General features: G+C 34.1%; 13 protein-coding genes. 9 read left to right on the top strand and 4 right to left on the bottom strand.

Annotation, left to right across the window (positions count from 1 at the left end; translation table 11 throughout):
* Nucleotides 1–153 precede the first annotated feature (153 nt).
* Genes dnaA through AACZ41_RS06155 form a run of 3 tightly spaced genes read left to right on the top strand, consistent with a single transcriptional unit; the run spans nucleotide 154 to nucleotide 2,769 of the window.
* Nucleotides 154–1,578, top strand: coding sequence for a chromosomal replication initiator protein DnaA (dnaA, locus tag AACZ41_RS06145; protein WP_068484623.1), 1,425 nt, complete (start codon nucleotides 154–156; stop codon nucleotides 1,576–1,578).
* A 15-nt stretch (nucleotides 1,579–1,593) separates the two neighbouring features.
* The gene (locus AACZ41_RS06150; RefSeq protein ID WP_339627477.1) at nucleotides 1,594–2,046 is read left to right on the top strand and encodes a low molecular weight protein-tyrosine-phosphatase; all 453 of its coding nucleotides are present in this window, start codon (nucleotides 1,594–1,596) and stop codon (nucleotides 2,044–2,046) included.
* Entirely contained in the window at nucleotides 2,047–2,769 is a 723-nt protein-coding gene (locus tag AACZ41_RS06155; RefSeq protein ID WP_339627478.1) for an SAM-dependent methyltransferase, read from the top strand.
* A gap of 55 nt (nucleotides 2,770–2,824) precedes the next feature.
* Here AACZ41_RS06155 and AACZ41_RS06160 read toward each other — a convergent pair whose 3' ends face one another.
* The 4 genes from AACZ41_RS06160 to dapF all read right to left on the bottom strand — a co-directional run bounded on the left by AACZ41_RS06160 (nucleotide 2,825) and on the right by dapF (nucleotide 5,940).
* Nucleotides 2,825–3,418 carry a hypothetical protein gene (locus tag AACZ41_RS06160; protein WP_339627479.1) on the bottom strand — a complete coding sequence of 198 codons (594 nt, stop codon included), beginning with the start codon at nucleotides 3,416–3,418 and terminating at the stop codon, nucleotides 2,825–2,827.
* Nucleotides 3,419–3,602: 184 nt separating this feature from the next.
* Nucleotides 3,603–4,646, bottom strand: coding sequence for an endolytic transglycosylase MltG (gene mltG, locus AACZ41_RS06165; protein WP_339627480.1), 1,044 nt, complete (start codon nucleotides 4,644–4,646; stop codon nucleotides 3,603–3,605).
* The gene (locus tag AACZ41_RS06170; RefSeq protein ID WP_339627482.1) at nucleotides 4,646–5,170 is read right to left on the bottom strand and encodes a GNAT family N-acetyltransferase; all 525 of its coding nucleotides are present in this window, start codon (nucleotides 5,168–5,170) and stop codon (nucleotides 4,646–4,648) included. The genes mltG and AACZ41_RS06170 overlap by 1 nt, the downstream gene beginning before the upstream one ends.
* A complete protein-coding gene (gene dapF / locus AACZ41_RS06175; RefSeq protein ID WP_339627483.1) occupies nucleotides 5,164–5,940 on the bottom strand; it encodes a diaminopimelate epimerase in 777 nt (258 codons plus the stop codon). The genes AACZ41_RS06170 and dapF overlap by 7 nt, the downstream gene beginning before the upstream one ends.
* Nucleotides 5,941–6,067: 127 nt before the next feature.
* Here dapF and AACZ41_RS06180 point away from each other — a divergent pair, with 127 nt between their 5' ends.
* From AACZ41_RS06180 to rplS, 6 genes are all read left to right on the top strand, one after another.
* Nucleotides 6,068–7,459: a trypsin-like peptidase domain-containing protein gene (locus tag AACZ41_RS06180; RefSeq protein WP_339627484.1), complete on the top strand. Its 1,392-nt coding sequence runs from the start codon at nucleotides 6,068–6,070 to the stop codon at nucleotides 7,457–7,459.
* Nucleotides 7,460–7,574: 115 nt separating this feature from the next.
* On the top strand, nucleotides 7,575–9,023 hold the full coding sequence (locus AACZ41_RS06185; protein ID WP_339627485.1) for a glyceraldehyde-3-phosphate dehydrogenase: 1,449 nt from the start codon (nucleotides 7,575–7,577) through the stop codon (nucleotides 9,021–9,023).
* 145 nt (nucleotides 9,024–9,168) lie between these two features.
* Nucleotides 9,169–9,792 carry a tRNA (guanine-N1)-methyltransferase gene (locus AACZ41_RS06190; protein WP_339627486.1) on the top strand — a complete coding sequence of 208 codons (624 nt, stop codon included), beginning with the start codon at nucleotides 9,169–9,171 and terminating at the stop codon, nucleotides 9,790–9,792.
* A gap of 32 nt (nucleotides 9,793–9,824) precedes the next feature.
* Nucleotides 9,825–10,271 carry a GNAT family N-acetyltransferase gene (locus tag AACZ41_RS06195; RefSeq protein ID WP_339627488.1) on the top strand — a complete coding sequence of 149 codons (447 nt, stop codon included), beginning with the start codon at nucleotides 9,825–9,827 and terminating at the stop codon, nucleotides 10,269–10,271.
* Between the two features lie 14 nt (nucleotides 10,272–10,285).
* Nucleotides 10,286–10,960: a tRNA (guanosine(37)-N1)-methyltransferase TrmD gene (trmD, locus tag AACZ41_RS06200; RefSeq protein WP_339627704.1), complete on the top strand. Its 675-nt coding sequence runs from the start codon at nucleotides 10,286–10,288 to the stop codon at nucleotides 10,958–10,960.
* Between the two features lie 135 nt (nucleotides 10,961–11,095).
* The gene (rplS, locus tag AACZ41_RS06205; protein ID WP_091619410.1) at nucleotides 11,096–11,446 is read left to right on the top strand and encodes a 50S ribosomal protein L19; all 351 of its coding nucleotides are present in this window, start codon (nucleotides 11,096–11,098) and stop codon (nucleotides 11,444–11,446) included.
* The last annotated feature ends 301 nt before the right edge of the window (nucleotides 11,447–11,747 follow it).

The following is an 11,747-nucleotide window of genomic DNA, read 5'->3' on the forward strand; positions in this document are numbered from 1 at the left end:
GAACATGAGAAAAAAAAAGGGTAAATTCAATACTAATCGATTTTTTTTTTAAATAATTTGTTCACATATTTGCCCAAGTTGAATAACAGATCTAATTGAAGTTTTTCGATTAAATTTAGCTGAACGCTAACCACTAAAAGTTTAGAATTGATTATGAGTGTTACTGCAAATTCCGTCTGGAAAAACTGTTTGGTATTTATTAAGGATAATATCCAACCGCAGGCATTCAAAACCTGGTTTGAACCTATTAAGCCAGTTAAATTATCTGAAAACGCTTTAAGCATACAAGTACCTAGTAAGTTTTTTTATGAATGGCTAGAAGAGCATTATGTAAAACTTCTCAAAGTTGCCTTAACTAAGGAATTAGGAGAAACTGCAAAACTCGTCTATATTATTCGTATGGAAAATACCTACGGAAATAAAGAGCCTTTTACAGAAAAGATTCCTAGTTCTAATAGGGGTGCTATGGCCGCTCAAGAGATGGATGTTCCCATCAAATCTAAAAATCCTGAATTAAGAAACCCGTTTGTTATTCCAGGTATTAGAAATATTAAGATAGAGTCACAGCTAAATCCTAATTATAATTTTGATAATTTCTTAGAAGGTGATTCCAATCGTTTGGCCCGTTCCGCCGGTATGGCTGTTGCAAACAAACCAGGAGGAACTTCTTTTAACCCCTTATTGGTATTTGGTGGTGTCGGTTTAGGAAAAACACATTTAGCTCACGCCATTGGTGTGGAGATAAAGGATAAATATCCTGAACGAACTGTACTTTACATATCTGCAGAGAAATTCACACAACAGTATATTGAATCAGTAAAGAAGAACACTAGAAATGATTTCATTCATTTCTATCAGTTAATAGATGTTCTCATAATTGATGATGTGCAGTTTTTATCTGGAAAATCCGGTACTCAAGACGTATTCTTCCATATTTTCAACCATTTGCATCAAAATGGCAAACAAGTAATACTAACTTCAGATAAAGCTCCTGTAGACATGCAGGATATTGAACAGCGCCTTTTATCTCGTTTTAAATGGGGACTATCTGCAGAATTGCAAAGTCCTGATTACGAAACAAGAATATCAATTTTAAAGAACAAGCTTTATAGAGACGGTGTTGAAATACCTGAAGATATTATCGAGTACGTTGCAAAACATATTAAAACTAATATTAGAGAATTAGAAGGTGCTATCATTTCTTTGATCGCCCAGTCTACCTTAAACAAAAGAGAAGTAACTATCGAGCTTGCACAACAGGTTGTTGAGAAGTTCGTAAAAAATACCAAAAGGGAAGTCTCTATTGATTATATACAAAAAGTAGTTTCTGACTATTTTGAAATGGATGTAGCCACTTTACAGTCCAAAACTAGAAAAAGGCACATTGTACAAGCAAGACAATTAGCCATGTTCTTTGCGAAAAAATTCACCAAAGCATCTTTGGCCAGTATAGGTTCGCAAATTGGAAAAAGAGATCACGCTACAGTTCTGCATGCCTGTAAAACAGTCGATAATTTGGCAGAAACCGATAAACAGTTCCGTAAATATATCGACGACCTAACCAAGAAATTTTCTTAATACCCAAAATGCCCCATGAATGTGTTGATGGTTTGCCTAGGTAATATCTGTAGGTCTCCATTGGCCGAAGCTATTCTTAAAAACAAAGTCAATTCTAAATATACATTTGTAGATTCGGCCGGCACTGCAGGGTATCATGTTGGTAATGCTCCAGATCCAAGATCTATAAAAGTGGCAAACGACCATGGTATTGATATAAGCACCCAACGCTGCAGAAAGTTCTCCGTTTCAGATTTCGATTCTTTCGATGTTATATATGCTATGGACAAAAGCAATTATGGAAATATCATAGGATTAGCAAGAAATAAGGTGGATGCAGAAAAGGTGAAGTTACTTTTAAACGAAATTAATTTGATGAACGAGGAGGTCCCCGATCCTTATCATGATTCTGATGATGGTTTTGAAAATGTTTTTATAATGATTGATAAAGCCTGCTCTTTAATAGCAGCTAGATTAGAAAATAGATAAATGAGCACACAAAACGGGATAACAGGAAATTTATATTTAATACCTTCTACATTGGGCGATATTGCTCCACTGGAGGTTCTACCTATATCAATCAAGCAAACTATAGAACGATTAGATCACTATATAGTTGAAAATGAGAAAACAGCTCGTCATTTTATAAAAAAAATAAGTCCGAGGAAACCTCAACCTTCCCTAAAGTTATCTGTACTTAACAAGTTTACTGAACCACAGGAAATACCAAGCTTTTTAAACCCTTGTCTAGAAGGTTTTGATGTTGGTATACTTTCAGAAGCTGGCTGCCCTGGCATTGCTGACCCTGGTGCCGCCGTAGTTAAAATAGCTCATGAAAAAAATATTCAGGTAATACCCTTGGTAGGCCCCTCCTCTATTTTATTAGCATTAATGGCTAGCGGAATGAACGGACAAAATTTTGCTTTTAACGGCTATCTCCCTATAGATAGTAATGATCGCAAAAAATATATCAAAAATTTAGAGCGAAAATCAAAAGAAGATAACCAATCGCAAATATTCATTGAAACTCCGTACCGTAATAATAAAATGCTTGAAGAACTAATAAAAACCTTAGCGCCAAGCACACGAATTTGTGTTGCAGCAGATATTACATTACCGACAGAATACATAAAAACCAAAACTGCAATCAATTGGAAAAATGAAAATGTTGACCTTCACAAAAGGCCGGCAATCTTTATTATTCATGCATAAAAAAGCCTTGGCAATTAATTGCCAAGGCTTCCCATTTTCATATCTACTTAAACTTTTAAATTCTTGGATTGCGCTTCGGCAAAATCATTGAAATATCATATCCCGAGAACTTTTTCATATAGTGGGAAATACTAGTTCCGTAACCATCCATAATTTCCATACGGCCTTGCGAGCGCAAATATAATTTAACGTTGCCTGGACCTGCAAGATGTGCCGCTGCTAGTATACCTGATTCGGTAATTTCTATTCCGTGCATGTACACCCCAACATAACGTTTAATATCCTTTCTTAAAATCCATTTATTCCTAGAGATATTTACATTAAAAACTTTCTCTTGAAGAATTGGATCATTTAAAAAATGATTTCCATCGTAAACACCAACTAATTCTAGGGTACCTAGACCAAATTGATATTTTCCTAAATAACCATAACTATTTGTGACAAAATAATTGCCTTGAGACTCCTTGAAGGCCAATGCCTCTTTAAAGCCTATAAATTGATTACCAAGAAAGGGGGGAGCGATTTGATAATTCGATAAAAAAGAATCGTCTTGAGGAAACGAAACTAAAGTAGGTTCTTTTACTTTAAGCAACTCCGGTACTTCAACCTTAAAGGGTTTGAAACCGAAACCAGATAAAATAAACATCATAATTAGAGGACAACAAATTAATATCCATCTTCTCATACTTGTTATTTCTTAAGACTAATGGCGAACACTATTTGCCTGCTTAAATTTCTTTGACAAAGGTATAAGGGAAATTATAGTAGTTTAAGAAGGTTCTGTTAAAAGAATGCAGTTTTAGTTAACAAGTGCTAAAATTCGGACAATAAACCTATCTATTGATTTTTTGAGCATTTATCCATCGGATGTATTGCTCTTTATTTCGGTTGTGTTGCGTTAAGTTCTCTGCAAACATGTGATATCCGAATTTCTCTACATTCGCCACAAAATAATAATAATTATGTTTTTTAGGATTCAATACCGCATCTATAGCCGTAATATCGGGCATAGCAATCGGTCCAGGAGGTAAACCTGCATACTTATATGTATTATATGGAGAATCCATTTCTAAATCTTTATATAATACTCGCTTAATAATGGTATCGAAATTACCCGTCTCCTTTTTTATAGCATAAATAACCGTTGGATCTGCCTGTAGTAACATTCCTTTTTTCAATCTATTAAGATATACCCCAGCTACTGTTGGCCGCTCATCTACCTTTGCAGTTTCTTTGTGTACTATTGAAGCTAAAGCGATTACTTCATTAGGGTTTAAACCTAATACTTTTGCTTTTTCAATTCTACCTTCGTTCCAAAATCGTTTATACTCTTTTAACATTCTATCTCTAAAGGCTGTCGCAGATGTATTCCAGAAAAACTCATAGCTATTAGGTATATAAGGTGATATCATATTAGCTTCATTAAATCCGTTAAGTTTTAAAAAATCCGTGTCCTTGAAAGCAGCAACTAAAGAACTACTATCTGCCTCTATCTGACTTGCAACCCTTCCTGCTAAATCATTTACACTCTCTTGATTATTGAAAGAAACTTTTACCGGTAAATTACCGCTTCGCAATGAATTAACAATCTCGTTATTATTCATACCCTTGGAAATCTTATATCTACCTGCTTTAATATTACTTAAGTACCCCTTTCTGTCCGCCGCAGATCTGAAGGCATCAAAATTCTTAAGTAATGGTGACAAACCTTTTTCTAAATCATTCTCAGAAGCATCGGTTGGAAGAAAAACAAATTCATTATCACCATTGAAACTTGTATTAGGCGTAAAAAATATACCATAGGCAATGTACGCGAAAATACCGCCACCAATTAAAACTGCAAGAACTACACCAAGTAAAATACGTTTCAAACTCATCAGTTATTTATTTTTTGTAACAAAACTTCATTCTTAAAGGTATTCTTGACCCGAACCCAATCTTTCTTGACACCAACTACATCGAAACCTAATTTTCTGAACAAATGCATGCTAGCTGAGTTCTCTTCTAAAATATTGGCATAAATCTGTCTTAACCCAAGTACGTCAAAAGCGTAATCACATAATAAGGTAATTGACTCAGACCCAATTCCTTTATTTCTTTGTTCTGTATCCAGAATAATTATACCTATACCTGCTCGTTTATGATTTGGTTCAAAATCAAATATATCTATCAATCCAATTGCTTTATGCTTCAAATCGCAAATTACCAGTCGTAATTGTTTTACATCAAAAATATCTCGGTGGGCATTATCTAAATAGAGTTGTAACACACTTTTAGAGTACGGAGCAATTGTACCGCTAACCTCCCAAACATCTGTATTATTCTCAAGTTCATATAGAAAATCTAGGTCCTCTTGCTCTAAGGCCCTTAGATAAATCCGATCTCCTTTTAATTTTACCACGTTAACTCACCTTTATAAACTTGTTTCGCCTCTCCTTTTAAATAGATATTACTATATAAACCATTTTGTTCCTCAAAAGAAACTTCAAGATCGCCACCTATTGCTTTTACTGTAACAATCTTTTCCTTCGTTTTCCCCAAATGATACATACCTAAAGCAACAGCTGTTACACCTGTACCACAAGATAATGTCTCATCTTCAACACCTCGTTCATAGGTGCGAATATTGAACCCTCCTAATTTATTAAACTCTACAAAATTAATATTACTACCCTTTTCACCATAAACGCCATACCGCAAACGCGCACCCTCTTTAGCAACATTAAAAGATTTCAATTCATTAACCAATTGTACATGATGCGGAGATCCTGTATTTAAATAAACTGCATTTGACTTTTCTTTTATTTCCTTAACATCTAGCATTTTCAAACTCACTACATCGCCTTCAATATTAGCCTCGTGCAAACCATCTATAGCTATAAAAACTGTTTTCTTCTTAATTACACCTAGAAAATGGGCGAACGCAACAATGCATCTTCCTCCATTGCCACACATGCTTCCTTCTTTTCCATCTGCATTAAAATACACCATTTTAAAATCTGTATTCTCATCATCTTCCAATAGAATCAATCCATCAGACCCTACTCCAAATCTACGGTTACAGATTTTTGCGACTAAACTCACATCGTCTTTTGGAAATTCGTTTTTGCGATTATCGAACATCACAAAATCATTTCCAGTTCCTTGATATTTATAAAAAGTATATTTCATGTTTGCCTATAGACACAAAGATAGGGTATAATTAAGATTTTAATAGTAGTTAAAAAGTAGTTAAACGCTTATCAAAAAGCATAAAATCAAGTAATTTTACGTCTAATACGTTAAAATATTAAAGATTATGAAAAGATTAGCAAGTCTTCTATTTGTATCTGTTTTTGCAGGCGCAATCACGTTGGGCACTTATAAACTCTTTTTCGAAAAAGATAATTTCACCATTATTTCACAAGATAATGACAATGGTGTTTTCAACACCAACTATACCCCTACTTCTGCAAGTGGTTCTGGAATTAATGAGGTAGATTTTACCACGGCCGCAGAAAATACCGTTAATGCGGTTGTTCATGTCATGAATATTACCATAAGTAAAGGTCCAACTAGTATATTTGATTTTTTTTACGGTTCAAGCGGTAGCGCTGTACCTCAGGTAGGAACCGGCTCTGGAGTAATTATTTCCTCTGACGGGTATATTGTAACAAATAACCATGTTATCAGTAGAGCAAATCAACTACAAGTAACTTTAAACAATAATAAAACCTACAAAGCCGAATTAATAGGGACTGACCCAAATTCAGATATTGCATTAATAAAAATAGATACAGATGAAAAATTACCTTATTTAGCATTTGGTGATTCTGACCAAACAAAGATTGGCGAATGGGTTTTAGCTGTTGGCAATCCCTTTAACCTTACATCAACAGTAACGGCAGGTATTATAAGTGCAAAAGCACGTAATCTTGGAAAAAACCAGTCTTTTATACAAACAGATGCCGCTGTTAATCCAGGAAATTCGGGTGGGGCTTTAGTAAATACAAATGGAGATTTAGTAGGTATCAATACAGCAATATCATCACAGACCGGTTCATATGTAGGATATTCTTTCGCAGTACCTAGCAATATTGCGAAAAAGGTTATTCAAGATATTTTGGAGTACGGAAATGTTCAGAAAGGATTTATGGGAATCAGACCAGCCCCTGTAAACACAAGGGATGCAATAGAGAAAGGTATCAATAATATAGATGGGGTATATATAGAATTCATTGAAGAGGAATCTGCTGCGCAAGAAGCAGGTATTGAAATTGGAGATATTATTAAAAAGGTTGATAAAATAGAAGTTCATAAATATCCTGATTTAACAGGATACCTTTCAACCAAAAGGCCTGGGGATACTTTAGAGTTTGTAATTGACAGACATGAAGAATTAATAATTTTACCACTAACCTTAAAAGAAAGACAAACTTTAGTAGTACCAGAAATGGGCTTGGAAGTCAAAAACCTTACTGAGCATGACAAAATGGTGTATAAGACAAAAACTGGGGTAAAAATAATAGGAGTTCCTGAAAGATATAGAGGTTATGGATTATCTGAAAAAGTAATTGTTAAGATCGATGATATTGAGATTGGAAATATCGATGATGCTTATAATGCTTTCGGAGCTATCTCTAAATATAGTAAGACCGTCATTACTATGTTAGGTTCAAATGGTGAAAAAGATCGACTCATCTTTCAGTAAAAATTCAATTAAAAATACAGCCTTCGTAATAACGGAGGCTTTTTTTTGAAAATCACTTAATTAAGGCGTTTAAATTTTCTAGTTTTGTGCGAATTCTAAAAATCAAAAAATTATTATGGCTTCACAAACCACATTTGAAAAAGAATTGGCATTTCAAGCAGATCGAAGAAAAGCTACCACCGAATTCATCAAAATTGTAAGTGATCTTTGGTACGATAAATCTATTGAAATTGTTCTTTTCAAGAATCAAGTTATTGATAAAAATGTAAGTGACATTATACATTTACATGAATACGCAGGTGAATTTGTGCAAAAGCCGATTTCAATTTTCGATTCGGTAGAAATTTTACGTTCAATAAGTGATATTCCTTTACCTCCTTCTAAACTTGATATTGGAAAATTAACTTATGAATACCATTCTGATAAAAACATTTTAAGCAATGTAAAGTCGTTTGTAATAGATAAACTTAAAAGCGCACAAGATTTTATAAGCATTGAACCAAAGGATGTTGTTCTTTACGGTTTTGGAAGAATTGGCCGCTTGGTAGCTAGAGAATTAATGTCTAAAACAGGAAAAGGAAATCAATTACGGCTTAGAGCAATCGTTGTTCGGGGTAAACCAACCATTGAGAACCTTGAAAAAAGAGCAAGCCTATTAAGAACCGATTCTGTTCACGGTATTTTCAGTGGTACGATTAAGGTTGATTATGAAAACCAAAAACTTATTATAAATGGCACAACGGTACATGTTATCTATGCCAATATGCCCGAAGAAATTGACTACACCGAATACGGAATCAAAAATGCTTTAATAATTGACAATACCGGTGCTTTTCGAGATAAGGAACAATTAGAAAGACATCTTAAAGCGAATGGTGCCGAAAAAGTACTATTAACAGCACCTGGTAAAGAGATTGCGAACATTGTTCATGGTGTAAATCATTTAGAATATAGTCCTGATAATACTGAATTATTTTCTGCCGCATCTTGCACTACAAATGCTATCACTCCAATTTTAAAAGCGGTAGAAGAGACATTTGGTATAGAAAAAGGTCATCTAGAAACCATTCACGCATATACTAATGACCAAAACCTTGTCGATAATATGCATAGCAAATATCGAAGAGGTCGTGCAGCTGCCTTAAATATGGTCATTACCGAAACAGGTGCTGGTGAAGCCGTAACAAAGGCGCTGCCCTCTTTAAAAGGTAAGTTGACATCGAATGCCATAAGGGTACCCGTACCGAATGGATCATTGGCTATTCTAAATCTAGAAATAAATCAAAAAACTTCGTTAGATGGTGTAAACTCTATGATCAAGAAATACGCCCTTGAAGGTGATTTGGTAGAACAAATAAAATATTCGCTAGATAAAGAACTTGTATCATCAGATATTATAGGTACCTCTGCACCATCAATTTATGATAGTATGGCTACTATAGTCTCTACCACTGGTAAAAATATAATACTTTATATATGGTATGATAATGAATATGGTTATTCACACCAGGTCATTAGGTTAGCAAAATATATTGCGAAAGTTCGCCGTTATACATATTACTAAACTATTCAAGGAGAACATCTATTTTATGAAAGCGAACGTAGTTAAATAAGCGTGATAACGTTTTTTCATTTTTTTTTATAATTTGACTTTAATGAAGTACTTTAGTCATCTCTAAATCATTTATTTTAACCTAAGAATCTATTTCATGAAATTCTATAGAATACTAGTAATAGTGGCGTTCCTTTTCGTCACTAACCATCAATTTGCACAAGAGGCAGACGGAGAAGACGATAAGTTATCGTTAGATGAAGGGCCAATCAGTAATCAATTTGACTATATAGCAAAGCGTTCAGGTAATTATAGAGCTGATGGTGTTAGGTATGAGGTAGTAAAAGAAACCAACCTTTTTAAGTTACGAAAGAATGTATTGGACTCTATTGCTGCCATGAATAAAAAGACCAGTGAGTTAAAGTCTACCATAGCAGAACATGAAACCACTATAACTTCTTTAAATAAAAAATTAGAAGAGACAACTACCAATCTTAGCTCAGTAACTGAAGAAAAAGATAGTATGTCATTTATTGGTATTTCTGTATCTAAAGGAACATACAATTTTATTCTTTGGACAATTATTGGAGGTTTATTTCTTTTATTAGGTTTGTTTATCTTTAGGTTTAGAAACAGCAATATACTTACCCAAGAAGCGAAACAAAATCTTTCTGAACTTGAGGTTGAATATGAAGACCATAGAAGAAGAGCACTAGAACGTGAGCAGAAAATAAGTAGGCAGCTACAAGATGAAATCAACAAACAGAAGAAAACTAAATAATTAAAAGCTCCGTTTTGGAGCTTTTTTTTGATATGAAAAATTTAAAAAGAATTACTCGAACACAAATAGAAGAAATCGCACCCCTTTTCGATAGCTACCGAGTATTTTATAAAATGGAGTCTAATATTGAAGCCGCCAAAGCATTTCTCAATGATAGAATCTTAAATGAAGAATCTGTCTTATTTGCCGCCTATGATGGTGAAAATGCCATTGGATTTGTGCAATTATATTATACCTTTTCTTCGGTGAGTTTAGAAAAGTCACTAATTCTAAATGATCTTTACGTAGATGAAGCATATCGCAAACGATCGGTAGGGCAACAATTATTGGAAAAAGCCCAACAATTTTGTAATCAACATGGGTATAAAGGCCTTGCCTTAGAAACAGCTATCGATAACCCTGCACAAAAACTTTATGAGAAATTAGGCTGGGAGAAAGATTACCACTGTTTTCATTACTTTTGGCAGGTTAAACCATGATGCAAAATCAAAAGATGCGAATAGATATTATTACCGTATTACCCGAATTACTTAAGAGTCCGTTTGAAGCTTCTATTTTAAAGAGAGCTATAGAAAAAGGCTTGGTTGAAGTACATTTTCATAATCTTAGAGATTATACCGATACCAAATATCGGAATGTTGACGACTACCAATTTGGTGGTGGCGCTGGTATGGTTTTGATGATCGAACCTATAGACAAATGTATCTCTGAACTGAAGGCTCAACGCAATTACGATGAAATCATATATATGACACCTGATGGGGAAACCTTAAATCAGAAAATGTCGAATCAACTATCAATGATTGACAATATGATTATTCTTTGTGGTCATTATAAAGGTGTCGACCAACGTGTTAGAGATGCTTTTATAACAAAAGAAATTTCTATTGGCGATTATGTGCTATCTGGCGGCGAATTGGGTGCGGCAGTACTTTGCGATTCTATCATAAGATTGATTCCTGGTGTTTTAAACGATGAAACTTCTGCCCTAACGGATACATTTCAAGACGGATTATTAGCTCCGCCAGTATACACAAGACCGGCGGAATATAAAGGAATGAATGTGCCAGATATATTGCTAAGCGGTAATTTCGGAAAAATTGAAGAATGGCGAGAAAGCAAGGCCTATGAGCGCACAGAGAAGCTTCGACCCGATTTATTACAATAGGCTTGTCCGTTTCTGTTAAAAAAGTCTCTAAAATACTTGTATGTTTTAATTTAAGGATTAATTTTGCAGCCTGTTAGAATAACCTCTGACGATAATCGTGAATGTTACTCTAATTTAATTCCAATTAACTATTCAATGGAATCATTAATAAAATTTGTACAAGACGAATTCGTAACTAAAAAAGAATTCCCAAAGTTTTCATCTGGTGACACAATAACTGTGTACTACGAGATTAAAGAAGGCGAAAAAACAAGAACTCAGTTTTTCAAAGGTGTTGTTATACAACGAAGAGGTACTGGTTCAACAGAAACTTTTACTATTCGTAAAATGTCAGGAACAGTTGGTGTAGAACGTATCTTCCCAATTAACTTGCCTGCACTTCAAAAAATCGAAGTGAACAAGAGAGGTAAAGTACGTAGATCTAGAATTTACTATTTCCGTGAATTAACTGGTAAGAAAGCTAGAATTAAGGAAATAAGAGGATAAATTTCCCTCAATAAATTTACAAAGCACCGTTTCAAATTGATACGGTGCTTTTTTTATGAACAAAAGTGAATAACAGTTGTTCATAACATGTTGATTAATAAATATTTACGAAAATCTTTTGTCAATTGATTTTTTTTTGTAAATTTAAGTGTGATTAATAAATCAGAAACGGCGAAGTATCTATTTAGAAGTCATTACAGAGCTTGCGTTCTTTGTATTGTTATTGAACCCTTAGGGGTGAATTTTAAAAATAAAGGCTGTCGCTTTAATTTTTAATAATTTATTGAACATCTAAATTCTA

The sequence above is a fragment of the uncultured Maribacter sp. genome, from assembly GCF_963974015.1.
GTDB lineage: Bacteria > Bacteroidota > Bacteroidia > Flavobacteriales > Flavobacteriaceae > Maribacter.